Origin of the sequence: Arthrobacter sp. LFS091 (assembly GCF_047977885.1) — a bacterium.
Classification (GTDB): Bacteria; Actinomycetota; Actinomycetes; order Actinomycetales; family Micrococcaceae; genus Arthrobacter.
In genome coordinates, this window is sequence record NZ_JBFPFP010000003.1 from 382,619 (window position 1) to 406,239 (window position 23,621).

At 62.9% G+C, this 23,621-nt stretch carries 25 protein-coding genes; 16 read left to right on the forward strand and 9 right to left on the reverse strand.

Annotated elements, in window-relative coordinates; translation table 11 throughout:
- The first annotated feature begins 8 nt into the window (after positions 1 to 8).
- Genes hpaD through ACNQOP_RS07505 form a run of 3 tightly spaced genes read left to right on the forward strand, consistent with a single transcriptional unit; the run spans position 9 to position 2,680 of the window.
- On the forward strand, positions 9 to 1,103 hold the full coding sequence (gene hpaD, locus ACNQOP_RS07495; protein ID WP_284986735.1) for a 3,4-dihydroxyphenylacetate 2,3-dioxygenase: 1,095 nt from the start codon (positions 9 to 11) through the stop codon (positions 1,101 to 1,103).
- 3 nt (positions 1,104 to 1,106) lie between these two features.
- Positions 1,107 to 1,892 carry a 2-oxo-hept-4-ene-1,7-dioate hydratase gene (hpaH, locus tag ACNQOP_RS07500; protein ID WP_416403889.1) on the forward strand — a complete coding sequence of 262 codons (786 nt, stop codon included), beginning with the start codon at positions 1,107 to 1,109 and terminating at the stop codon, positions 1,890 to 1,892.
- Complete coding sequence (locus ACNQOP_RS07505; RefSeq protein ID WP_235521148.1) at positions 1,877 to 2,680, forward strand: HpcH/HpaI aldolase family protein; 804 nt, start codon at positions 1,877 to 1,879, stop codon at positions 2,678 to 2,680. The genes hpaH and ACNQOP_RS07505 overlap by 16 nt, the downstream gene beginning before the upstream one ends.
- 5 nt (positions 2,681 to 2,685) lie before the next feature.
- Here the strand turns inward: ACNQOP_RS07505 and ACNQOP_RS07510 are convergent, their stop codons facing one another.
- Both ACNQOP_RS07510 and ACNQOP_RS07515 read right to left on the reverse strand, forming a co-directional pair.
- Entirely contained in the window at positions 2,686 to 3,042 is a 357-nt protein-coding gene (locus ACNQOP_RS07510; RefSeq protein WP_235521146.1) for a nuclear transport factor 2 family protein, read from the reverse strand.
- Between the two features lie 75 nt (positions 3,043 to 3,117).
- Positions 3,118 to 3,654: a hypothetical protein gene (locus ACNQOP_RS07515; RefSeq protein ID WP_416403892.1), complete on the reverse strand. Its 537-nt coding sequence runs from the start codon at positions 3,652 to 3,654 to the stop codon at positions 3,118 to 3,120.
- A 284-nt stretch (positions 3,655 to 3,938) separates the two neighbouring features.
- On the opposite strand from ACNQOP_RS07515, the gene ACNQOP_RS07520 reads away from it, so the two are divergent.
- Positions 3,939 to 5,147, forward strand: a complete 1,209-nt coding sequence (locus ACNQOP_RS07520) for an aspartate transaminase (protein WP_416403894.1) — start codon at positions 3,939 to 3,941, stop codon at positions 5,145 to 5,147.
- A 12-nt stretch (positions 5,148 to 5,159) separates the two neighbouring features.
- The gene (locus tag ACNQOP_RS07525) at positions 5,160 to 5,834 is read left to right on the forward strand and encodes a 4-carboxy-4-hydroxy-2-oxoadipate aldolase/oxaloacetate decarboxylase (protein ID WP_284986731.1); all 675 of its coding nucleotides are present in this window, start codon (positions 5,160 to 5,162) and stop codon (positions 5,832 to 5,834) included.
- Positions 5,835 to 6,036: 202 nt separating this feature from the next.
- Here the strand turns inward: ACNQOP_RS07525 and ACNQOP_RS07530 are convergent, their stop codons facing one another.
- Together ACNQOP_RS07530 and ACNQOP_RS07535 are read right to left on the reverse strand one after the other, a co-directional pair.
- Positions 6,037 to 6,258: a hypothetical protein gene (locus ACNQOP_RS07530; protein ID WP_416403896.1), complete on the reverse strand. Its 222-nt coding sequence runs from the start codon at positions 6,256 to 6,258 to the stop codon at positions 6,037 to 6,039.
- 124 nt (positions 6,259 to 6,382) lie between these two features.
- Complete coding sequence (locus tag ACNQOP_RS07535; RefSeq protein ID WP_284986729.1) at positions 6,383 to 7,327, reverse strand: LysR substrate-binding domain-containing protein; 945 nt, start codon at positions 7,325 to 7,327, stop codon at positions 6,383 to 6,385.
- A gap of 279 nt (positions 7,328 to 7,606) precedes the next feature.
- Here ACNQOP_RS07535 and ACNQOP_RS07540 point away from each other — a divergent pair, with 279 nt between their 5' ends.
- The 5 genes from ACNQOP_RS07540 to ACNQOP_RS07560 all read left to right on the forward strand — a co-directional run bounded on the left by ACNQOP_RS07540 (position 7,607) and on the right by ACNQOP_RS07560 (position 12,442).
- The gene (locus ACNQOP_RS07540) at positions 7,607 to 8,395 is read left to right on the forward strand and encodes a LamB/YcsF family protein (protein ID WP_284986728.1); all 789 of its coding nucleotides are present in this window, start codon (positions 7,607 to 7,609) and stop codon (positions 8,393 to 8,395) included.
- 1 nt (position 8,396) lies between these two features.
- Positions 8,397 to 9,209 (forward strand): 5-oxoprolinase subunit B family protein, encoded by an 813-nt coding sequence (locus tag ACNQOP_RS07545; RefSeq protein ID WP_416403899.1) that lies wholly within the window; start codon positions 8,397 to 8,399, stop codon positions 9,207 to 9,209.
- Complete coding sequence (locus ACNQOP_RS07550) at positions 9,206 to 10,219, forward strand: biotin-dependent carboxyltransferase family protein (RefSeq protein ID WP_416403901.1); 1,014 nt, start codon at positions 9,206 to 9,208, stop codon at positions 10,217 to 10,219. The genes ACNQOP_RS07545 and ACNQOP_RS07550 overlap by 4 nt, the downstream gene beginning before the upstream one ends.
- A gap of 56 nt (positions 10,220 to 10,275) precedes the next feature.
- The gene (locus ACNQOP_RS07555) at positions 10,276 to 11,616 is read left to right on the forward strand and encodes an MFS transporter (protein WP_284986725.1); all 1,341 of its coding nucleotides are present in this window, start codon (positions 10,276 to 10,278) and stop codon (positions 11,614 to 11,616) included.
- Positions 11,617 to 11,692: 76 nt separating this feature from the next.
- A complete protein-coding gene (locus ACNQOP_RS07560; RefSeq protein WP_416403904.1) occupies positions 11,693 to 12,442 on the forward strand; it encodes an SDR family oxidoreductase in 750 nt (249 codons plus the stop codon).
- A 130-nt stretch (positions 12,443 to 12,572) separates the two neighbouring features.
- Here the strand turns inward: ACNQOP_RS07560 and ACNQOP_RS07565 are convergent, their stop codons facing one another.
- From ACNQOP_RS07565 to purB, 4 genes are all read right to left on the reverse strand, one after another.
- Positions 12,573 to 13,007 carry an acyl-CoA thioesterase gene (locus tag ACNQOP_RS07565; RefSeq protein WP_159706417.1) on the reverse strand — a complete coding sequence of 145 codons (435 nt, stop codon included), beginning with the start codon at positions 13,005 to 13,007 and terminating at the stop codon, positions 12,573 to 12,575.
- 59 nt (positions 13,008 to 13,066) lie between these two features.
- Positions 13,067 to 13,570 carry a GNAT family N-acetyltransferase gene (locus ACNQOP_RS07570; RefSeq protein ID WP_211710764.1) on the reverse strand — a complete coding sequence of 168 codons (504 nt, stop codon included), beginning with the start codon at positions 13,568 to 13,570 and terminating at the stop codon, positions 13,067 to 13,069.
- Positions 13,571 to 13,755: 185 nt separating this feature from the next.
- The gene (locus ACNQOP_RS07575) at positions 13,756 to 14,418 is read right to left on the reverse strand and encodes a histidine phosphatase family protein (protein WP_416403906.1); all 663 of its coding nucleotides are present in this window, start codon (positions 14,416 to 14,418) and stop codon (positions 13,756 to 13,758) included.
- A gap of 274 nt (positions 14,419 to 14,692) precedes the next feature.
- The gene (purB, locus tag ACNQOP_RS07580; protein ID WP_416403908.1) at positions 14,693 to 16,099 is read right to left on the reverse strand and encodes an adenylosuccinate lyase; all 1,407 of its coding nucleotides are present in this window, start codon (positions 16,097 to 16,099) and stop codon (positions 14,693 to 14,695) included.
- A gap of 168 nt (positions 16,100 to 16,267) precedes the next feature.
- On the opposite strand from purB, the gene ACNQOP_RS07585 reads away from it, so the two are divergent.
- On the forward strand, positions 16,268 to 16,579 hold the full coding sequence (locus ACNQOP_RS07585; protein ID WP_416403910.1) for a hypothetical protein: 312 nt from the start codon (positions 16,268 to 16,270) through the stop codon (positions 16,577 to 16,579).
- Positions 16,579 to 17,928, forward strand: coding sequence for a hypothetical protein (locus tag ACNQOP_RS07590; RefSeq protein WP_416403912.1), 1,350 nt, complete (start codon positions 16,579 to 16,581; stop codon positions 17,926 to 17,928). The genes ACNQOP_RS07585 and ACNQOP_RS07590 overlap by 1 nt, the downstream gene beginning before the upstream one ends.
- Before the next feature lie 12 nt (positions 17,929 to 17,940).
- On the opposite strand, the gene ACNQOP_RS07595 is transcribed toward ACNQOP_RS07590, so the two are convergent.
- Positions 17,941 to 18,369 carry a phage holin family protein gene (locus ACNQOP_RS07595; RefSeq protein WP_257370741.1) on the reverse strand — a complete coding sequence of 143 codons (429 nt, stop codon included), beginning with the start codon at positions 18,367 to 18,369 and terminating at the stop codon, positions 17,941 to 17,943.
- Between the two features lie 72 nt (positions 18,370 to 18,441).
- Between ACNQOP_RS07595 and ACNQOP_RS07600 the strand changes: the two genes are divergently transcribed.
- From ACNQOP_RS07600 to ACNQOP_RS07615, 4 genes are all read left to right on the forward strand, one after another.
- Positions 18,442 to 19,560 carry a histidinol-phosphate transaminase gene (locus ACNQOP_RS07600; protein WP_284986720.1) on the forward strand — a complete coding sequence of 373 codons (1,119 nt, stop codon included), beginning with the start codon at positions 18,442 to 18,444 and terminating at the stop codon, positions 19,558 to 19,560.
- A 151-nt stretch (positions 19,561 to 19,711) separates the two neighbouring features.
- Positions 19,712 to 20,905, forward strand: a complete 1,194-nt coding sequence (pdhA, locus tag ACNQOP_RS07605) for a pyruvate dehydrogenase (acetyl-transferring) E1 component subunit alpha (protein ID WP_416403914.1) — start codon at positions 19,712 to 19,714, stop codon at positions 20,903 to 20,905.
- On the forward strand, positions 20,905 to 21,885 hold the full coding sequence (locus tag ACNQOP_RS07610; protein ID WP_235521133.1) for an alpha-ketoacid dehydrogenase subunit beta: 981 nt from the start codon (positions 20,905 to 20,907) through the stop codon (positions 21,883 to 21,885). Before pdhA ends, ACNQOP_RS07610 begins: the two co-directional genes overlap by 1 nt.
- Positions 21,886 to 21,939: 54 nt before the next feature.
- On the forward strand, positions 21,940 to 23,553 hold the full coding sequence (locus ACNQOP_RS07615) for a dihydrolipoamide acetyltransferase family protein (RefSeq protein ID WP_416403917.1): 1,614 nt from the start codon (positions 21,940 to 21,942) through the stop codon (positions 23,551 to 23,553).
- Positions 23,554 to 23,621: the final 68 nt, after the last annotated feature.

Genomic DNA, 23,621 nt, shown 5'->3' on the forward strand with positions numbered 1-23,621 from the left:
AGAATCCCATGAGCAACCCCTTTACCGGCCCCATCCCCACTCCCACGGTTCCGGCTCCGGACATTGTCCGCTGCGCTTACCTGGAACTCGTGGTCACGGACCTCGCCAAGTCTCGCGCTTTCTACGTGGACCTCCTCGGCCTGCACGTCACCGAAGAAGACGAGAACACCATCTACCTGCGCTCCTTCGAGGAGTTCATCCACCACAACCTGGTCCTCCGCAAGGGCCCGGTCGCCGCAGCCGCTGCCTTCGCCTACCGCGTGAAGTCCCCGGCCGAGGTCGACGCCGCCGAGGCCTACTACCGCGAACTCGGCTGCCGGGTGGAGCGCCGCAAGGAAGGCTTCACCAAGGGTGTGGGCGACTCCGTCCGCGTGGAGGATCCGCTGGGCTTCCCGTACGAGTTCTTCTACGACGTGGAGCACGTCGAGCGCCTCACCCAGCGCTACGACCTCTACTCCGCCGGCGAACTGGTCCGCCTGGACCACTTCAACCAGGTCACCCCGGACGTCCCGCGCGGACGCAAGTACCTGGAGGACCTCGGCTTCCGCGTCTCTGAGGACATCAAGGACTCCGACGGCGTCACGTACGCTGCGTGGATGCACCGCAAGCAGACCGTGCACGACACCGCCCTGACCGGCGGCAACGGGCCGCGCCTGCACCACATCGCGTTCTCCACCCACGAGAAGCACAACATCATCCAGATCTGCGACAAGATGGGTGCCCTGCGCATCTCCGACAGGATCGAACGCGGCCCCGGACGCCACGGTGTGTCCAACGCGTTCTACCTCTACATCCTTGACCCGGACGGGCACCGCGTGGAGATCTACACCCAGGATTACTACACCGGCGACCCGGACAACCCCACCGTCACGTGGGACGTCCACGACAACCAGCGCCGCGACTGGTGGGGCAACCCCGTGGTCCCGTCCTGGTACACCGAGGCTTCCCTGGTCCTGGACCTCGACGGCAACCCCCAGCCCATCATCGAACGCGAAGACAAGTCCGAAATGGCTGTCACGGTAGGCGCCGACGGCTTCTCCTACACCCGCCCCGAAGGCGCTTCAGATACGGCGGAGGGCTTCAAGCTGGGGGCGCAGGTCTAAACCATGATGGACGCGAAGACGATCGAAGCCATTGCCGACGAACTCCTTGAGGCGAACCGCAACCGCAAGCCGGTGCCGCGCCTGACCGCACGCTACCCGGAGATGACGGTGGAGGATTCCTACGCCGTACAGCAGTTGTGGCGGCAACGGAACGAGGAAGCAGGCCGGACGCTGGTAGGGCGCAAGATCGGCCTCACGTCCAAGGCCATGCAGGCCGCCACGGGCATTACCGAACCCGACTACGGAGCCATTTTTGATGACATGGTCCTCGAAACCGGGTGCTCCGTGGAATGGGACCGGTACACGCATCCGCGGGTTGAGGTGGAGCTGGCCTTCGTGTTGAAGTCGGGTCTCAAGGGGCCCGGCTGCACCATCTTCGACGTCCTCAACGCGACCGACTACGTGGTTCCGGCCCTCGAAATCCTGGACTCCAGGATCGAAATGGAGGGCCGGACCATCGTGGACACCATCTCTGACAACGCCGCCATGGGTGCGATGGTGATCGGTGGGCGGCCGGTGCGTCCCGACGCCGTCGACCTCCGCTGGGTGTCGGCGATCCTCTACAAAAACCAGACCGTGGAAGAGACCGGGGTCGCTGCCGGAGTGCTCGATCACCCGGCCAACGGAGTGCACTGGTTGGCCAACAAGATCGCCGCGCACGGTGATTCGATGAAGGCCGGAGATATTATCCTGGCGGGCTCGTTTACCAGGCCGTTGTGGGTGTACAAAGGGGATACCGTTCACTCGGACTATGGACCGTTGGGAGTTGTGACATGTCACTTCAGCTGAGCCCTACCTTTTATTCGGCCCTTGCTTCCGCCGGCCGTCCACTCGCCGGCATGTGGGTGTGCTCCGGCAGTCCGTTGGTAGCGGAAATCTGCGCCGGGTCCGGGCTTGATTGGGTGCTGATCGACGCCGAGCACAGCCCCAACGGCCTCGAATCGATCCTCGCCCAGCTGCATGCCGTCAGCGGATATCCCGTGCAGGCCATGGTCCGGCCGCCGGTGAACGACACCGTGGTCATCAAGCAATACCTGGACCTCGGCGTGCAGAACCTCATGGTGCCCATGGTGAACTCGGCGTTCGAGGCGTCTGCCGCCGTTGCTGCGGTGAGGTATCCGCCGCATGGGGTCCGCGGCGTGGGATCCGCCTTGGCCCGTTCCTCGCGCTGGAACCGTGTTCCCGACTACCTTGGCTCCGCGTCGAATTCCATCAGCCTCACGGTCCAGATCGAATCCGAAGCTGCGGCATCGGCTGTGGAGGAGATCCTGGCCGTCGACGGCGTCGACGGCATCTTCCTGGGGCCCTCGGATCTGGCCGCCTCCATGGGGTTGCTGGGACAGCAGGAAAACCCGTTGGTGAGGGCCGTCGTCGAGCATTGCCTTGAAGCCGCCAAAGCGGCCGGTAAGCCTGCCGGCGTGAACGCCTTCAACCCCGATACCGCCCACGCCTACCTCGACGCCGGTGCCTCCTTTGTGCTGGTCGGCGCCGACGTTGCGGTGCTGGCGAGGGCGTCCGAAGGGTTCGCTTCAACGTTCATCCCGGTTCCCGAAACGGCCGAGCGCGAGAGCTACTGACGGGACTACTTCCGGGCCATGTACCACTCGGTGAATTCGCGGGCACGGCCGTCGTCGGCGAAGCGGATGACCCAGAGGTTGTCGTACGTGGGGTCGCCGTTGAGGTACGTGGTGAGGCCCTGGACGAACGCTGTGTCTCCGTCCTGGCCCAGGAGAGTCCATTCAAACGTCCAGTCCTCCGGCTGATCGGCCGAATCGCCGGACCAGTGCTGAACGATCTCATCATGCCCGTGCCACGGTTTCTCGGTGTTTGGCCGGTCGTAGTAGACGGCGTCCTCGGTGAACATGGCCCGGATATCGTCGGGCTCATTCGAGGTCCACGCTTGCAGGTACAGATCCATCCATGCGTTTACGTCGCTCATCCCACCGTTCTACCGTCTGCGGCCGTCGGGTTCAACGGTGGGCTCAGGCCGGGGGCTGCCCCGGTGCGACCGGGCTCAGGCAGGCCGGGCACTGCCCCGGTGCGACCGGCGAATGTGGTCCGGAGTGAGTCCGGTCAGCGACGCGAGCTCCAGCTCATCACAGACCTGGTTCCGGAGGGCCATCACAATCAGCGCTTCGCGGCGTTCGATGATCCGGTCGCGATGCTGCTCAGCTGCCCTGAGCTCGTCGGTTTTGTGCCGGAGCGCGGACAAATGTGCGCTGCGGGGGACGTCGCTCGGGTGCAGATCGTCATAAGCCAAAGCAATGGCCCGGACCGATTTCATGTTCTCCCCGGTGACCGCTGAAACGGTGGCGATGGTGAGCCCGTCCTTAATTGCCTGCGCAAGCAACTCGTTTCTGGCGGCGGTCAGGGTGCGAATCGCGCTGTTGGCATGAGATAAGAGCTGCCGGTGCGTTCCCAGCGCATGCGCCAGCTTGGCGTGTTCGATGTGTTCCGCGTGGTCCAAAGCCTGCCGCCGGGCTGCTTTGGCCCGGTAGGCATACCGTCCTGTGGCTGGGCGGCCTTGGAGTGAAACGGTTTGGGCCGGCATTGGCTCCCTTTCGGAGTGGACCACACTTCTGACTCTTTGAATCTAGGCAGGGTTCGCCTCCATCAGGAAATACCAATCCACAGTGAACCCATAAGCAAAGTGCATGTTCAGGGCCGTTTAGGCGCACACATAGGCCGCCAAGGCTGCGGTGGCCCCCCTTGTCATAAGGCTCCCTTATAGATCCACGCACATTAGGTCTTATCCAACAGAGCCAGCAAATACCTAGTCTCGAAAAGGGGACACGCTAATCAGCGGGTCCTGAGTCCCACATTCCTGGAGGAGACATGGCCGACTACCTGCCGGCGTCGAGGGTCATCCGCATTAAATCCTCGGCGAGCGTCGCCGCGGCTGCACGCGTCCGCGAACTCAAAGCCGAGGGCATCCCGATCATCGACCTGACCGTCGGCGAGCCCGACTTCGACACCCCGGACCACATCAAGGCAGCCGCCATCGCAGCAATCACTGCCGGCGAGACAAAATACACCTCGGTGAACGGTACGCCCGAGTTGCAGGCGGCCATCCTGCGCAAGATCGAGGCCCACACCGGGCAGCACTATGAGCGGAACCAGCTGACCATCGGCGGTGGTGCCAAGCAGGTCCTGTACGTGGCGTTGATGGCCTCGCTGAATGAGGGCGACGAAGTGATCGTCCCCGCGCCCTACTGGGTTTCCTACCCGGACATGGTGCTCGCCAACGATGGCACGCCTGTGATCGTCGCATGCGGTGAAGAGACAGGCTTCAAGCTCACCCCTGATGCCCTGACAAACTCCATCACCCCGAAGACCAAGTGGCTCATTCTCAACGCGCCGTCCAACCCGACCGGAGCTGTGTACTCCCGCGAGGAATTGCAGGCACTTGGAGCAGTCCTTGAGGAGCACCCGGAGGTCTTCGTCCTCACCGATGAGATCTACGACGAGGTCTACTTCGGCGAAGGCCGCGTGACCAGCCTGGTCTCTGCGGTGCCTGCGCTGAAGGACCGCATCCTGCTGGTCAACGGCGTTTCCAAGGCCTACGCAATGACCGGCTGGCGTTTGGGCTACGGTGTGGGTCCCGCCCCGCTGATCGCAGCCATGAACAAGCTGCAGTCCCAGACATCGTCGTGCCCGTCGTCCATCAGCCAGGCGGCCGCAGTTGCTGCGTTGGACGGTGACCAGGCCTTTGTCCGCGACTCTGTGGAGGTGTACCGCAAGCGCCGGGACGCCGCCGTCGACGGTTTGAACTCCATCAACGGACTGTCCGTGGCCCCGGCGGAAGGCGCCTTCTATGCCTACGTGAACTGTTCCGGGGTGATCGGCAAGACCGCGCCGGACGGCCGTGTGATCGGGAACGACCAGGACTTCACGCTGTATTTGCTGGACGCTGCCCGCGTGGCCGTTATCCAGGGCTCGGCTTATGGCCTCGGCCCCTACTTCCGTATCTCCTTCGCAACCTCGCTGGAGACCATCAACGCCGGTATGGATTCGATCCGCGAAGCCGTCAACGCCCTCACCTAGAAAGATCCAGAGATGATCCACGTCAAAACCAAGTTTGAACGTCCGGATGCTGACGTTGTCAGCCGCCTTGCCGCTTTTTCCTCGGCAACCATCCATGAAGCCCAGGGCCGCCGCGGCGCCTTGAGCTCCAGGATCAAGCCGATCGATCGTTCAATGTCGTTCTGCGGGCCCGCCGTCACGGTGGCCTGCGCCCCGCAGGACAACCTCATGCTGCAGGTGGCGATCCACTACGCCCAGGCAGGCGACGTGGTCTTGGTGGGTGCGCAGGAGATGGCCGAGGCCGGCACGTTCGGCGACGTCCTCGGCAATGCCATGAAAGCCAAAGGCATTGCCGCCATGGTTACCGATTCCGGTGTGCGCGACACCCAGGACCTGATCGAGCTGGGCCTTCCCGTCTTCTCCGGCAGCGTCAGTATCAAGGGCACTGTCAAGGAGACCCTGGGGCCCATCAACCACCCGATCGTTTTCGGCGATGAAATCATCTATCCGGGCGACATCCTCCGCGGCGACGCTGACGGTGTCGTGGTGGTTCGCCGCGAAGAGGCCGAGGAAGTCATCGCACTGTCCCAGGCCCGTGACGACCATGAACGCGAACTCATCAAGCTCTACCACGACGGCGGTAACACCTTAGAGCTCTGCGGGCTGACCGAGAAGCTGAAGGAGAAGGGTCTTCTGGTCGAGGACTAGGCGCCTCTGCCAGGGCCGGTCGCGGATCGTCGAAAGGCGAGGTGGCCGGCCCCTTTCGCATGCACTCCCACGGCAGCGTTGTCCTTGCCGACGTGAACGCCTGCCCATATGGAAAAGGCGCCTTGCCGGTGGCAGGGCGCCTTTGGGGGCTGCACATCATGGTGATGTACGACGGCGGGCGGTCGGGTTGGGTGGTTCGCCCTCAATCCAGTCCGGCGTGTCCGGGCCGCGTGTCCACGAAGTGCCATTCGATGCTGCCGCCGGCGTGCGTGGGCATCAGGCTGCCTTCGAAGACGAAGAGCGGTTCGCCAATTCCACCGGTGGGCCGCCAAAAACCATTTCGTGGGCAGTGGAATCCGGTCCGTGCGCTGACTGTTCCGCGGGTTGGATGTGATGCCCATCCGGTTGTGCTGATCTTTTTCACCGTTGTTTCCTTTGAATGTGCCCACGGAATTCGGGGTCTGGTTTCGAATTGTTTGCTGATTCGATATTAGGAAATTAAAACGGTCCTGAATAAGACCAAAGCTGACTGTCCGGATAAGGCTTTGTTATGGATGGGCGGGCAGCTGGACGGGATCGGTCCCGTACTTGGTGATCAGTTGTTGGTGCAGCATCTCCTTGACCACCAGCAACACCGCTGACGCTGCCTCCGACAGTGGCTCATGGTCCGGGGTGCAAAGGGCGATCTTGCTCTGCAGGCCGGGTTCGACGATCCGCATTACCTTGAAGTCCTGGTCTGGGAAGAGGGCGTCGGCAGCGGACTTGGGCAACACTGTGCCACCGAGGTTGGCCTGGATGAGCCTTGTCAGCGAAGGAACAGATTCCACTTCGCCTACCAGCTTCAGGGGAAGGTCCTGGTCCGCCAGGCCCTTTTCGATGAGCTGACGCAGTGTGTGGTTCTTCTCCGGAAGGAACAGTCCCAAAGTGCTTGCCTCCGCGAGGGTGACGGTGTCCTTGCCGCGGTTGATGTCCACGTCAGGGTGGACCACCAAATGCAGATCCTCCACGATCATGGTGGTGAACTGGACGCCACGGATCTTCCCCGGTTCGTAGATCAGCGCCATGTCCAAGCGGCCGTTCTTGATGGCCTCGCTCAGCACGCCGCCGAAGATCTCGGTCAGGTGGACCACGATGTCCGGGTATCGCCGGCCTACCTCGCTGATGATCTGTGGTGTCAGGCTGGAGGCCATGCTGTAGGGCGCAATGGCGATTGACACCCGTCCGGAGGGAGCCGCGCCGGAGGATGCGACATCCTGCCTGGCCTGCTCAACCAGACGCAGGATCGATTGTGCGTGACGGTAGAGCGTGTGCCCGGCTGCCGTGGGCTCAACCCCTTGTTTGCTGCGAATCAGCAGGCGCTGCTTAAGGTCCGTCTCCAGTGCGGATACCTGCTGGCTCAGGGCGGGCTGGGCAACGTGGAGGGCAGCTGCAGCCTTGGTGATGCTGCCTGAGTCAACGATCTGCACGAAGTATGAGAGCTTGCGCGTGTCCATGGGTCTGCCTTCCTGGAGGGCCACGTCCCCCGGGTGGCATGCGTAAAGGAAATTCTATCCGGGTGTGGTTGGGACCCAAGCCACAGTACAGGGTGGCGCAGGTCATAACGGAGAGCTATCACGGGATAGCGAATAGGTCTTTGTGCGGCATGCCCGGCCGGTGCGAGACTTTTGGAAAGAACTTCAGGCAAAACTTTGGTTTCCCTGAAGAGTCTTCCCGCAGTGGAAATTCCTTGAATTTCCTTTTCCCCACTGTCAAAGCCATGGAAAGAGAATTACGTGAATCCGATCATTGATCTTGTAGCGGATCTGGGAGAGGGGTTTGGCGCCTATACCATCGGCGACGATTCCGAGCTCCTGGACATCGTGACAAGCGCCAATATCGCTTGCGGGTTCCATGCTGGCGACCCCGACATCATGGCCGCCACCGTCGCCGAGTGCGTTCGCCGCGGAGTAGGCATCGGGGCCCACCCGAGCTTCCCGGACCTGCGTGGCTTTGGCCGCCGGGATATGGGCCTCACTGCGGGCGAAGTACAGAACGATGTTCTGTACCAATTGGGTGCGTTGAACGGATTTGCCGCTTTCCACGGCACCAAGGTGGCCCATCTCGCGCCGCACGGCCGGCTCGGCAACCTGGTGGCGGTCCGGACCGACTATGCCAAGGCCGTTGCCGAGGCAGTCGCCCGCGTGGATGCCGGCCTCACAGTGGTAGCCCAAGAGGGCCAACTAGCCACCGCAGCACGTGAAGCAGGGTTGAACGTCGCCATCGTGGGAATCGTGGACCGCGCCTACCAGGAAGATGGCACCCTGGTTCCCCGCAGCCAGCCCGGGGCAGTCCTCCACGATCCCACCGAGATCGTGGACCGAACCCTTCGCATGGTGACCGAAGGCAAGCTCCGCTGCGCAAGCGGGGTGGACATGGACATCACCGTAGACACTGTTCTGCTCCACGGCGACAACACTGGTGCGGTAGAACTGGCGCGGCTGATCCGCACGGAGCTGCTTGCAGCAGGCGTCCGGATTGCACCCCTTGCCGAGGTCATGGAATCCCGGGCGAAGGTGGCCTGACATGTCGCTATCCGTTGCCTCGCCCACCGAGATCCACGAATCCGGTGATTCCGCTTTGCGCGTCGTTGCCATCTCTGCGGACAGCGAAGAGAACTGGCTGACCGTCCACAGCCTGGCCCACTGGCTGGAAGGATGCGGCGCCGAAGGGCTTCATGGAGCCGTCCCCACGTACGACTCCGTGCTGGTGGAATTCGACCCGCTTTTGGTCTCTGCCCGGCAGATGCGCGCTTTCGTCAAGCTCGGCCTCACTGAGCTGGGCCGCGCAGGGGAAGCGTCAGTTGCTCCCCGATACTTCGATGTTCCCGTTGTTTACGGCGGTGAATATGGCCCGGACCTGGAAAAGGTTGCATCCCACCAGGGCCTCAGCACAGATGACGTGATCCGCCTCCACACCGGGAAGACCTACACCATCCGGTGCCTGGGAGCGCCGGCAGGATCACCCATGATGGACGGCCCGGACTTCCCCAAGCCAGTACCGCGCTTGAAGGACCCCCGGTTGAGCGTTCCCGCCGGCGCAGTATCGGTTGCTGGGCGCCAAGCCGTCATCGCGCCAGCCGTCGCTCCCGGCGGATGGTGCGTCATCGGACAGACACCCTTCTCCGTGTTGAACATCCGCCGCGAACCACTGGTGCCTTACCGTCCCGGCGACATTCTCAGGTTCAGGCAGATCAGGGCGGAAGACTTCGGCGACTTCGACGGCATGGAGCTTCAGCCCAGCACCCTTCAGCCCGGCATCCTTCAGCCCGGCGCTCTTCAGCCCAGCATCCTTCAGCCCGGCGCTCTTCAGCCCGGCGCTCTGGAGGCAAGGCCATGAGCGGCGGAATCCTGATCCAGCAGCCCGGCAACTCCGTCGTCACGGACCTTGGCCGGACCCGTGGCCCCCGCTACGGACTCCCAGTCAACGGGGCCCTGGACCAGTACTCGGCCCGGGCCGCCAACATCCTCGCCGGCAACCTGGACAACGATCCACTGGTGGAGATCACGGCCCTGGACTTCCGGATGAAAGCCACCACAGACATCCTGATCTCCGTTACCGGCGCCCCGCTCACGCTCACCGTTGGCGGACGACCGGCCAGCCAATGGGAACCGGTCTCCGTCCGTTCCGGGGAGTCCGTGTCCGTTCGCGGGATCCACCGCGGACTGCGCGCCTACCTGGCCATCCACGGTTCAATCGAGGCAGATAGCCTGTTGGGCAGCGTAGCGCCGGACACCGTCGTTGGCTTCGGCCATCAGCTCAAGGAAGGAACCAGCCTGTCCACCCGCAGGAGCGTCGGCCCGGTACGCCAGCCGTACTTCGACCTTCCGCTGTTCCGCCTCGGCTTGGAACGGCCAAGCATGAATTCAGACTTGTTGGTCGATGTGACGGACGGGCCGGACGTCGTCGATTTCGGCCGCTCCGGTGAGCTCCTCTTCACCTCCGAATACGCCGTCAGTGGCCGCAGCAACCACATCGGCCTGAGGCTGGGTGGGGAGCTACCGGAAAGAACCTCAAGCGGCGAGGTCCTTTCCCGCGGTGTGCCAGTGGGCGCCGTCGAGGTTCCTTCCCGGGACGAACTGCTGGTACTGCACAGGGGCCGCGGCGTGACCGCCGGGTATCCCGTGCTCGCAGTTGTCACCAGTACCGGACTGGATGTCCTGGCCCAGGCGAGGCCAGGGGACAAAGTCCGTTTTCGGAAAACCACAGTGGCAGATGCAACTGCCGCCCTTAGGCGCTCGCGGGCCCAACTTGAAACCCTCCGCGAATCCGTCAACACCGTCTTCGGACTCCTCGGCATCGGATGCCGTCCCCAGTGGCAGGACCTGCCAGTTGCCGCATGCAGCTAAAAGGCCTGTCGCCACACCAGTAGGCGTTGCTACGCTCATCCCAGTAAGGAAAAGTCATGACCGCAAGCACCAACGCTGCGCCAGTGCAGCATGAGCGGCTCACGGGCCGCCAAACCCGCAAGGTTGTCACCGCAGGTTGTGTTGGCATCTTCGTGGAACTGTACGACAACGGCATTTTCGCCTTCATGGCGGGAACGCTGGCGCTCGTCTTCCTCGCGCCGGGCAACCCTGACAACGCACTGCTTTTCGTGTTTGCAGGCTACGCGGTCTCGTTCTTCGTCCGGCCGCTCGGGGCAGTGGTCTGCGGCTATCTCGGCGACCGGATCGGCAGGCAAAAACTACTGGTCTTCGTGATCCTCCTGATCAGCGTGGCCACCGCGGGCATCGGGCTGCTGCCTCCGTATGCGGCGATCGGCGTTGCGGCCCCGATTCTTCTGGTCCTCCTCCGGCTCCTGCAGGGCTTCTCCGTCGGTGGCGAAGCCGCAGGCGCCATGACCTTCCTCGCTGAGCATGCCCCCGAGGGCAAACGCGGCATCATCACCTCCTACGCACAGATAGCCTCGTTCGCGGCACTGCTGACCGGTACTTTGGTGGCGTACTCCATGTCGCCGTGGCTCACCCAGTCAGCGATCGACGGCGGCGGCTTCGGTTCGTTCGCATGGCGCATCCCGTTCCTGGTCGCCATCCCCATGGGCATCATCGGGTGGTACATCCGCAAGGCCATCAGCGACACCCCCAACTTCGAGAAGCTCAAGGAAGAGGGCGGACTCTCAAAGAACCCGCTCAAGGAAGCATTCCAGTCCAAGGAACACCGCCGTGCCATGCTCCTGGCGCTCTTCATCCCCCTGATGAACGGCTCCGGCTACTACGTCCTGTTCTCCTACATGCCCACGTTCCTCAAGGGCAAGCAACTGAACTTCACGATTGGCGAGGCCCTCCTGGTGACAGCCTGCAGCCTGGTGGTCATCTGTGTCGCCATCCCGTTCATGGGTGCCCTGTCCGACCGTGTTGGCCGCAAGAAGGTCATCGCAGGATCAGCAATTGCCATGGCCATCCTCGGAATCCCGTCGTACGCACTGATCGCGACCGGCCAGATGGGCCTGGCTATCCTTGGTGCCTGCATCATGGCCGTCGTCTTCGCCGGTCACACCGCAGTAATCCACATCCTCATCGTCGAACTGTTCCCCACCCGCGTCCGCTACTCCGCTTACGGCCTGGGCTACAACATTTCCTCGGCCCTCTTTGGCGGCACGGCACCCCTGCTCATGACCTGGCTCATCGGCAGCACGGGCAACATCTACATGCCGGCCTTCTACGCAGTCATTACCGCCCTCGGCACCCTCATCGCCGTGAGTACGGTCAAGGACCGCGCCCACGAACCGCTGCGCGACGCCTAGCCCCCACGCCATTCCGGGCAGCGCGCCGGGCTTCCGGGCCCGGCGCGCTTCGCCCCACGCTTTCTTTGGAGATCCAATGTCTTTTTCTGACTACACCACAGCCCTCGTCACCGGCGCGTCGACCGGCATGGGGGCAGCAATTACCGAGCGGCTCGCCAAGCGGGGCCTGACTGTCCACGCCGTTGCGCGCAACGAGGAACGCCTCGCCGATTTGGCTGACCGCACCGGAGCCATCCCGCACGTAGTGGACCTGACCGACACAGCCGCGCTGGCCGCCGTCGTTGGTGAGCTCAAGGTGGACGTCCTGGTGAACTGTGCAGGCGTTTCCCGCCCCGGCAACATCCTGGACTCTTCCGAAGAGGACATCGACGAACTTGTGGATGTGAACCTTCGTGGTCTCCTGCAGCTCACCCGCCTGGTTCTCCCAGGCATGGTGGAACGGGATCTGGGCCACGTCATCAACATCAGCTCAATCGCCGGCGTGTACAACTTCTACGGACACACGGTTTACCACGCCACCAAGGCCGCCGTGCACCAGATCTCCCGGCAACTCCGGAACGACACCGTGGGCAAGCGTATCCGGGTCACCGAGATCTGCCCGGGACGAGTGGAAACCGAAATCTTCGGACGGAACATGGGCGGCACGCCAGAAGCCATGGAAGAGGCCTGGAAGACCTACTACGAAGGCTACGAGTCACTCACTACGGATGACATCGTCAACGCCTTGGACTACGCGATCGAGACGCCACGCCACGTTAATGTGGGCATGCTTGAACTCATGCCCACGTTCCAGGTGCCCGGTGGGTTGACGTTCGACAGGCGCTGACGCTTGTAGCCCAGTTCCCCCAGATTCCGGTGGCAAACCACTCCCGTCACCGGAAATACAAGCTGGCGGCCGCATCACCGCGGCCGCCAGCACCCGTTTAAGTCAGGACTTAAGTCACGACGCCGGCCCGTCAGTCTTCGTCGAGCGTCTCCGTCAGGTGGTGGGTTGGGATGCGGTCCCGGTCGTAGGTGATTTCGGTGTAACCGTGCGGCTGGGGACGGCCATCGGCGCCAAGGTTCACGAAGACTATTTCCTCGATGGTCAAGATGGCCTGGCGGGTGATCATGTTGCGGACTTCCGCGCGCATGGTCAGCGAGGTACGGCCGAAACGCTTCGCCGTCAGGCCCATCTCGATGAGGTCACCCTGCACCGCGGAGCTCACAAAGTTGATCTCCGAAATGTACTTCGTGACCGCCCGGCCGTTGCCCAGCTGGAGGATGGCGTAGATCGCTGCCTCTTCATCGATCCACTTCAGCAGGCTGCCACCGAAGAGTGTGCCGTTGGCGTTGAGATCCTCGGGCCGCACCCATTTGCGGGTGCGGAAGGTGATGTCTGCTTTTTCCATATCCCGAGATTATCGAACTGCCGCCGACTCCGCTTGATGTTTCGGGTCATCCGTCCCGGCTAGGCCATCGCCGTGTGCGAGGCACTGTGCGAATCAAGCCGCTTGGAGTAGCAGTAGGACTCGTCGACGCCCACATACGGACCAAAATTGGGCACGGCCGCGAACCCGGCGCTTTCATAGAAGCTCCGGCCATCCGATTGGGCCGACCCCGCCTCCGCCGCGATCACGGTGAATCCGTGGGAGTGTGCTTGGGCTTCGAGAGCTGCCAGGATGGAGCTCGCCACTCCCGAACCCCGGGCATAGGGGACCACGTACAACCTCTTGATTTCGGCTGTGTTCTCGTCCAGCATCCTGAGCCCACCGCAGCCCAAGGGCTGGCCTGAGCATTTCTCATAAGCCACGACGAACACCGCAGTGTCCGCTTCCGACGGCGGTGGTCCTGGCTCATGGTCGGTGCTACCGAAACGGGAGTCCAATTCGGCTTGCTGTGCGGCCCGGAGGTCGGCGCCCACGGGGTTGGCCCACGTGACCTGCCGGATGTTGAGCCGTGGGTTGGTCTGCATTTCTGCCTCAATTCGCCGGGTTTCGTCGGAGGTGTCTATGCGTCTCAAGCCTAAGGAGCGGTGGTTACCACGGTGTTTCCTGCGCGTAAGCGTCGGGAGAAATGCTGGGCCTTCCCGCGTTGCGGGGCCCGGTCTGCACCTTTCGGAGTGGTTTTAGGGTGAAGAGCAGGCCTCGCAGTTTCAGATCAGGGTTGGAGAGCTTCGCCCGTGGGGTCCTCGGCGGTTTGGTCCGAGAGGGCCATACCGCCCACCGGCATCTGGTCCCAGTGCAGCACCTTCCAGCCGTTCTCCGGGTCGCCTTCGAGGGCCACAATCCCGGTGTTTGGGAGCTGGTGGGTTTCGGCGAACACGGTGTCGATGTCCGTGGCCCGTCGGCCAGCCCAGCAGCGAATCGCGGCACCGTGGCTGACGATCACAGCTGTCGAATGCCCTGCGCCGGCAACTTTTTCCACCGAAGCATCGAAGCGGGCGAAGAAGTCATGGCCGTTGGAAGCTCCCGGCATGCGCACGTCCAGGTCGCCGTCCGCCCAGGCGAAAACTGTGCCCATGTAGCGCATGTGCGATTCGTGGTCGGTCTTCTTCTCAAGTGCGCCGGCCTCGATTTCGTGGACGCCCTCCAAGATCTCCGGCTCCAAGCCAGTAGCCTTCGCCAAGGGTGCCACGGTCCGCTGGGTCCGCAACAGGGTGGAGGTGTAAAGGGCCTCAATGCCTTCGCCCGCCAACGCCTCCGGCAACGCAGCCGCCTGTCGCTCCCCAAGTTCGGTCAGGCCAGGGCCCGGGAAGGCGGTATCCAACTGGCCCGCAACGTTTCCCGGGGTCTGTCCGTGCCTGATCAACAGGAGCTTCATGGCCGCTCCGCTCCTCTGCGTCTAGCTGTTCGGGTGTGGACTGGCTGCGCTCCTGCCCGGTTGCTTCAAGCCAATCAGCTGCATGAGCCCGGCCAAAGCCCGACACGCCGTGTCTCGAACCCTTGGACGGGATGCTGAGGAAAACAACTGGGAAGGAGCGCTCTTCCGCCTGCCCACTGATACGCCCCCGATGCGTTAAACGCCGACGGCGGGCCGAGGCACCCAGCCCCGGCCCGCCGTCGTCGAGCGTTCCGCTTTGCCGCAAGTGATCCACTTACTGCAGGTGGTCCACGAGTTTGTCGGCGATGCCGGTGTACTTACCCGGGGTAAGTGCCAGCAGGCGTGCTTCGGCGTCGGCTGAGAGGCCCAGGCCCTGCACGAATTCCTGCATGCGGGCACCGTCCACGCGCTGGCCGCGGGTGAGGTCCTTGAGGCGTTCATACGGGTTTTCCATGCCTTCAACACCGGCAATGGCCTCTGCACGCATGACCATCTGGATGGCTTCGCCGAGCACTTCCCAGTTGGTGTCGAGGTCGCCTGCGAGGACTTCCTCGGCCACGTCGAGTGCCTTGAGGCCCTTGGCCACGTTGGAGATCGCAAGCAGCGAGTGCCCGAAGGCCACCCCGATGTTGCGCTGGGAGGAGGAATCCGTGAGGTCGCGCTGCCAGCGGGAAGTAACCAGCGTTGCTGCCAGGGTGTCCAAAAGGCCGTTGGAGATCTCCAGGTTGGCTTCGGCGTTCTCGAAGCGGATCGGGTTGACCTTGTGCGGCATGGTCGAGGAACCTGTGGCGCCCGCAACCGGGATCTGGCGGAAGTAGCCGATGGAGATGTAGCTCCAGATGTCCGTGCAGACGTTGTGCAGGATGCGGTTGAACCGTGCAATGTCTGCGTAGAGCTCAGCCTGCCAGTCGTGGCTTTCGATCTGGGTGGTCAGCGGGTTCCAGGTGAGCCCGAGGCCTTCCACGAAGGACTTGGCGACGCCTTCCCAGTCCGCACCCGGGACGGAGGCGACGTGGGCGGCGTAGGTGCCGGTAGCGCCGTTGATCTTGCCGAGGTATTCGGTCTTGGCGATACGTGCCAGCTGGCGTTTCAGGCGGTGCGCAATGACGGCCAGTTCCTTGCCGAGCGTGGTGGGCGTAGCTGGCTGGCCGTGGGTGCGCGACAGCATGGGAACCGAGCGGTTCGCTTCCGCCATGGCCTCGATCTGCTGGACGAGGGCGGTGGCATTGGGCAGCCACACGTTCTCCACTGCACCCTTGATGCCGACGGCGTAGGAGAGATTGTTGACGTCCTCGGACGTGCAGCCGAAGTGCACCATGGCCGTCAGGTGCTCAATGCCGATGGCGGGCAGGCGGCGGGCGATGTAGTACTCGACAGCCTTGACGTCGTGGACAGTGACGGCCTCGATTTCGGCAAGCTCGTTGACCGAGGCGGCGTCGAAGTCGCTAACGATGGCGCGCAGCTTGGCGTTCTGCTCGTCCGACAGGGGACCGGCGCCCGGCAATACCGACTGGCTGGTCAGGTGGATCAGCCACTCGACTTCGACGTGAACGCGATCGCGGTTCAGGGCCGCCTCGGACAGGTAGTCGACGAGGGGCGCGACGGCGGCACGGTAGCGGCCGTCAAGGGGGCCAAGGGCGAGGGGTTCGGAAGCGAGGGACACGCGAGGGGATTCAGCCATGATGCCTATTCTTTCATGCCCGGCGCGGAGGCCGGGAGTTGGTGACGGGGCTATGTGGACGGCCCTTCGGGTTATCCACATACACGACGGCGGCGCTTCCGCCAGCTGATGGCGGTCCGTAGCGTCGTACCAACCGATCAGCCCAACAAATCAAGGGAGTACAAGGACATGAGCGTCGGCTTGATGCCTGCAGCCCAACCGCCAGTTTTCGATTCCCTGGAATGCGCGTCCCGTAGCCATGAAGTCCAGAGACTCGCATGGCGAATCAAGGCTTGCGTTGACCAGGCAGATGCTGTCCTGGCAACACTGCGACGGGCGCAGCTGGACCACTGGCTGTCCCCGGCAGGACGCGCCTACCGGACCACTATTGCGGTGCACGCGTCTGCGCTCATGCGCGCCCGGGAGTCGTTGGATTCCGCGGTGGCCCTGGTTCTCCGGCACTCGCAGAACGTGTCCGTCTCGGGCGAGAGGGGTCCTTGATGTCCGACGCAGCTCCGGTCGGTGCCGGTGAAGCTCCGAGGCCCGTGCCGCCGGCTCCCGACGGACCCCTCGCCATCAGGGGCGGTGTAGGTGGGGTGTCGTTCCAACTGGAGGAACTGCTGAGGGGCGCCAGCCAGCTTGATGATTTGGTACAACAACTTCTTCGGATCGAGGAGGAGACGCGTCGTGTCCAGGATGATTTGGAGCCCTTCCTCTACGACTCTTATGGTTCCGGCTGCGAGGCCATCAATGCGGTGGCCGATAGCCGAAAGGACGTGGGGCGAGTGCGCCAGGAACTGGTGGATGTCAGTTCCGATGTGAGGGCCAGCCACCGGGACTATGTCGAGGCGGAAGCCAAGGCTGCGCTTCCGCGGATCCTCAGCATTGACGAAATGCGTTTGTCCAGCCCGCCCTGGCCCCCGGGCCGGGAAATGACGAGCGATATCGCATCAGCCATTGTGCCGTTTTGGCTTGGAACGCGTGGGGCTGTGCGGAATGTCCTGGAGTCGCCGTTCGGTCCTGACATGCGGCCGAGGCCTGTGAGTGTGGAAAGAACCACCGAAACTGTGGAGAACGTGGAGCCGACCATGGGGGCGAGCCTCCGCCGGCTGGAGCAGCTCCATGCCCGGGGAGACGGCGAGATCGAGGTCATCCGCCTTGGGAACAATGGCCAGACAACATGGATGGTCCTGATTCCCGGCACCCAGCCCGATTCCGCGGTCACCAACCCTTTCGATATGCAGGGAATCGGGGAAGGGCTGGGTTACGACTCCGAAGCGATCATCCCGGCCGTAAGCCAAGCACTCCGCGAAGCTGGTGCCGGGACTGGAGACCAAGTCGTCGCTGTAGGGCACAGCCAAGGAGGTATCCATGCCATGAACCTCGGCCAGAACAAGGCGTTCCTCAGTGAATTTGACCTCAAGTACGTACTGACGGCCGGAGCGCCCGTTGGGGGGATCACAGCTGAACCTGGAATCAGTTCGCTGCATTTGGAACATGCCCAGGACTGGGTTCCCGGCACTGACGGCCGGATGAATCCGGACACGAAGGACAGGGTGACAGTGACGCTCAACAACGAGGTCAGGACGCCCGTAGGGGAGGGGCTCGGACTGGGGCCAGGGCACAACCAGGAGTACTACGCGGAAGGAGCGGATTTGGTGGGTGCAAGCCATGACGCATCCCTGATGGCGTCCACCGCGGTATTCGCCAGCGTCGTAGGGGCCGGCGGAGCAGCCAAGGTCACCCGCTACAAACTGACAAGGGCGCCCCTGCCGTTACCGTCATCGGACACAAACCCGGACGCGCCACCAACGGTCCGGGAGGCGAAAACGGCGGCCGGGGCACGGTAGGCCGGCCTGTATTTAGCGTTTCCGGGCTCCAGGGATGAGCCCGGCCACCATGGAAATGATGCTGATGATGATTGAGGCCAGAATGGCGGTCCAGAAGAAGGAGTCAAGGGTGAGGTGTACTGGGGTGAAGCTGCTAAGCCAAGCCGTCAGGTACAGCATCGCGGCATTGATGACGATGGTGAACAGGCCAAGTGTCAGGATGGTCACCGGGAGGGACAGCAGCCTCACCAGGGGCCGGACAAAGGCGTTCACCACACCGAATATCAGTCCGATGAACAAATACGCCAAGACGATGCCTGCTGTGTCTGCCCCTTGGGTCAGTCCGGCGTTCGTGGCGGCCTTCTCGGTGGCGTTGGTGGTGATGTCCATGCCATCCAACAACCACGTGGCTACCCAGAGGGCGAGCCCGTTGATCAGGACGCGAATGATGAATGAACCCATGGCCCTATGCTTTCACACGGACCTGTTAAAGGGCTCGGCAACTCCCACGGTTGGGCAAGTAGGCTTGAGGCCATGACTACTACTGACAACGCACCGGAAGGCGTAATCCCTCGTCCGGTCGTAGACAGGCTCCCTAAATACGCGGCAGGTAAACCACCAGCCCCGATTGAGGGCCTCACCAGCTACAAATTGTCGTCCAACGAAAACCCGCTGCCGCCGATTCCTGCAGTGTTGCAGGCCATTGCCGACCAGTCCGATATCAACCGCTACCCGGATCCGCTGGCCACAAAGCTCCGTAACGCCCTGGCCGGATTCCTTGACGTCCCCGCTGACGATGTTGTCACGGGTGCGGGCAGCCTTGGCGCACTGAACCAGATCCTCGCCACCTTTGCCGGACAAAACGACGACGGGAAGCCGGACGAAGTCATCTACGCGTGGCGTTCCTTTGAGGCCTACCCCATTTGCGTAGGTCTCGCCGGCGCCGCCAGTGTCCAGATACCGTTGCTGGCAGATGGTCGGCACGATCTCGACACCATGGCTTCGGCGGTTACAGTGCGCACAAAAGTCATCCTGCTTTGTACCCCGAACAACCCCACTGGACCGATCCTCACCGCAGAGGAAACGGAGCGCTTCATTCAATCCGTTCCCTCAAACGTGGTGGTGGTGATCGATGAGGCCTACCAGGAGTTCGTCCGCAACGGTGATGCGGTGGACGGAATCAAGCTGTACCGGAAATACCCGAATGTCGTAGTGCTGAGGACCTTCTCCAAAGCGCACGGTTTGGCTGGATTGCGTGTGGGATACAGCGTTTCAGGTCCCTCGCTGACCCAGCACCTCAGGGTTACCGCGACTCCTTTCGCTGTTTCGCAAATCGCGGAACGCGCAGCCGTGACGTCGATCGAGCATTTCGACCAGGTTGTGGAAAGGGTACAAAGCCTTGTAGAGGAGCGCGACCGCGTTTCTGCCGGGCTGAAGGAACTGGGCTGGTTCGTGCCTGAAGCCCAAGGCAACTTCGTTTGGCTGAATCTCGGCGAAAATAGTGCTGATTTTGCGGCGTTGGCGGCCGAACAGGCACTGTCGGTCCGAGCCTTTGCCAATGAAGGAGTCCGCGTAAGCATTGGCGAGGTTGAGGCCAATACCCGATTCCTGAATCTCTGTGCGAGTTATACAAAGGCGCCGCACGGTTCCTAGCGGTTAACAAATGCGCCTCCGTTACTTACTGCGGATAAAGTAAGGGACGAAAGCCAAAAGTATGCCCGTTCCGGAATGCATTCCGGAACGGGCATATATCCCAGCGACAGACATTGCCTGGCGCCCCGCCAACGGCAAGCAAGGAGACGGAATGGGCTCGACACAACTGCCCCCCGGGACGGAAGAAACTCTCGCGGCAACCACCGCGGCAGCGGCCGCGCCAGGCGAACCAGTCGAAATGGTTCAGTTGCTCGGGCCCGACGGAAAGCTCGGCACTGACCCGGTTTTCTCCGACTACGCCAAGCGAATTGATCCTGAGAAACTTCGCGTTTTCTACACGGACATGGCCAGAATCCGGCGTTTCGACCAGGAGGCCACCGCACTTCAGCGCCAGGGCGAACTTGCCCTGTGGGTTCCATTGACGGGGCAGGAAGCCGCGCAGATTGGGTCCGGCCACGCAAGCCAGGCGCAGGATTACATCTTCCCGACCTACCGCGAGCACGGCGTCGCGCTGGTCCGAAACGTGGATCTTGCCGAACTGCTTAAGCAATTCCGCGGTGTGTCGAACGGTGGCTGGGATCCGCGGGAGAACAACTTCCACCTCTACACCCTGGTCTTGGCCGCGCAAACGCTTCATGCGGTGGGGTACGCCATGGGTATCCAGCGGGACCAGAAGCTCGCGGCCGCACAGGACTCCACCGATTCCAAAGCAGCCGTGATCGCCTACTTCGGGGATGGCGCCAGTTCCGAGGGTGACGTCCACGAGTCCATGGTCTTTGCTGCGTCCTATAACGCTCCCGTGGTCTTCTTCTGCCAGAACAACCATTGGGCAATCTCCGTGCCCACGGAGGTCCAGACCAAGGTGCCCCTGGCCAACCGCGCCAAGGGATACGGCTTCCCGGGCATCCGGGTGGACGGCAACGACGTCATCGCCGTCCATGCCGTCACCGAGTGGGCACTCGAGCACGCCCGCGAAGGACGCGGCCCCGTGCTGATCGAGGCCTACACCTACCGGGTGGGAGCGCACACCACCGCAGACGACCCCACCAAGTACCGGGAAGCCGCGGAAGAAGCGGCCTGGCGTGAGAAGGATCCGCTGGAGCGCCTGGAGAAGTACCTGCGTGCCGAGGGCCTCGCGGACGAAGCATTCTTTGACCAAGTGGATGCCGACGGCGACGAGCTGGCCAAGTACGTCCGCAGCACCACCCACGGCCTGGAAGTACCGGACATCCGAGAAGCCTTTGCCAACGTCTATGCGGAGCAGCACCCGCTGATTGCGGAAGAACTTGCCTGGTTCGAGGAATACTCGGCAGGCTTCGAAAGCGATGAGGAGACAGCTAACTGATGGCTACCATGACCATTGCGAAGGCCATCAACGAGGGCCTCCGGGCGTCGCTGACGAAGAATCCGAAATCGCTTCTGATGGGCGAGGACATCGGCCACTTGGGCGGCGTCTACCGCGTGACCGACGGTCTCATCAAGGAATTCGGCGATGATCGTGTCCTGGATACCCCCCTGGCCGAGTCCGGCATCGTCGGCACCGCCATCGGCTTGGCGCTCCGCGGCTACTCTCCGGTCTGCGAGATCCAGTTTGACGGGTTCGTTTATCCGGCCTTCAACCAGATCACCACCCAGCTGGCCAAGATCCATTCCCGCAGCTTGGGCAAGCTCACCGTTCCCGTCGTTATCCGCATTCCGTACGGCGGCGGCATCGGCTCGATTGAACACCACTCCGAGTCTCCGGAGGCACTGTTCGCCCACACCGCCGGTCTGCGGATCATTTCGCCGTCCAACGCCCATGACGCCTACTGGATGATCCAGAAAGCCATCGAATGCCAAGACCCGGTGATCTTCTTTGAACCCAAGCGCCGCTACTGGCTCAAGGGCGAGGTGGACGTGGAGAACGCCGGCCTGTCCGAGGATCCCTTCAAAGCGCACGTGGTTCGTGAAGGAACCGACGCCACGATCGTGGCCTACGGACCGTTGGTTCCTGTTGCCCTCGCAGCTGCCAACGCTGCCTTGGAGGACGGTCGAAGCGTGGAAGTTATCGATCTGCGTTCCATTTCGCCCCTGGACTTTGACACCGTCGAAGCTTCCGTCAAGAAGACCGGGCGCCTGATTGTTGCCCACGAGGCGCCCACCTTTGGAGGCATCGGCGGGGAGATCGCTGCGCGGATCGGCGAACGGGCCTTCCTGCATCTCGAAGCCCCGGTGATCCGGGTCGGCGGATTCCACATGCCGTATCCCGTTGCCAAGGTGGAAGAGGATTACTTGCCGGACATCGACAAGATCCTCGAAGCGCTCGACCGCTCCCTGGCTTACTAAACCGCCCTGATCCAGCCCGGCTCGCCGCTGGGTAACCGGAAATCGAGGACCACTGTGACTGTAAAGAAATTCAACCTGCCGGACGTCGGTGAAGGCCTGACCGAGGCCGAGGTCGTGGCTTGGAAGGTCAAGCCCGGCGACACCGTTGCGATCAACGATGTCCTATGCGAGATCGAAACCGCCAAGTCCTTGGTGGAACTCCCTTCGCCCTTCGCCGGTACCGTCACTGAGTTGCTGGTGGAGGAAGGCATCACTGTGGAGGTCGGGACTGCGATCATCGCTGTCTCGGAAGGCGCTGGAACGGATGATGCCACCATTGACGGCGCTGCGCCCCAGGGGCAGCCGACCGATGCGGTAGCGGCTGCCCAGGCCCCCGCCGCCGAGGAAGTTTTCACGCCCACGTACGGAAAGCTTGTGGCGGACGACAGTTCCGACTCGGGGCTCGCGGGCGGACCGTTGGTAGGGTCCGGGCCCAAGGCCGACGCCGTCAAACGTCGTGCGCGCAAACGCCCGGCAGGGTCCGTGGTTCCGGCCGTAACGGTTGCCGAGAACGCGGAAGGTACCGTTCAGGACAACCAGGCACTGCTGGCCGCCAAAGCAGCCGAAGCACCGGTCGCGCACCGTACGACGCCGGCACGCGCCGCCGTCGAACCTGTCACGCAGGTGCCGGCATCTTCGGCGCCGCAGACGCCTGCCTCCCAACCGGCCGTTTCCCAGCCCGCCGCCTCGCGGGGTGCGGCCATCGGCGGAACCATCAGCGGTTTGGTCAGCAGGGTTCTGGCGAAGCCGCCTGTCCGTAAGTTCGCGCGTGATCTTGGTATTGACCTCGCTGATGTCGTCGCAACCGGACAACGCGGAGAAGTGACCCGTGAGGACCTGGTGAGCTATCAGGCGCAACGCGATGCCGAGCACGATCAGGCCGATTCGTTCTGGGGCGCATCGAAGAAACCGCAGGACCAGCGCATAGAACGTGTGGCCGTCAAGGGTGTGCGCAAGGCCACCGCCAAAGCCATGGTGGATTCGGCGTTCTCGGCACCCCACGTGAGCATTTTCGTGGATGTGGATGCCAGCCGCACCATGGAGTTCGTCAAGAGGCTCAAGGTTTCGCGCGACTTTGAAGGCATCAAGGTGTCTCCACTGCTCATCCTGGCCAAGGCTGTCATCTGGGCCGCCGCGCGCAACCCCAGCGTGAATGCCACGTGGGTGGAGAACGCTGACGGCAAGGGTGGTGCTGAGATCCATGTCAAGCACTTCATGAACCTCGGCATCGCTGCTGCGACGCCGCGCGGGCTCATGGTTCCCAACATCAAAGATGCCCAGGACCTCTCCCTCAAGGAGCTGGCGCTGGCGCTGAACGAGTTGGCCACCAAGGCGCGTGCGGGAAAGACTCAACCAGCGGAGATGCAGGGCGGAAGCCTGACGGTCACCAACATCGGCGCGCTCGGCATTGATACCGGCACTCCGATCATCAACCCGGGCGAAGTGGCAATCATCGCGTTCGGAACCATCAAGCAGAAGCCATGGGTCCTGGACGGCGAAGTGATTCCGCGCTGGATCACGACGCTTGGCGGATCCTTCGACCACCGGGTGGTGGACGGCGACCTGTCGGCTCGTTTCATGGCAGATGTCGCGGCCATCCTGGAAGAACCGGCGCTGCTGCTTGACTGATCGGAAAAGTGTGCCTGAAACGGCTACCCGCACGGCCACGACCACTGGCGGCGAGCCCGGCCACGTTC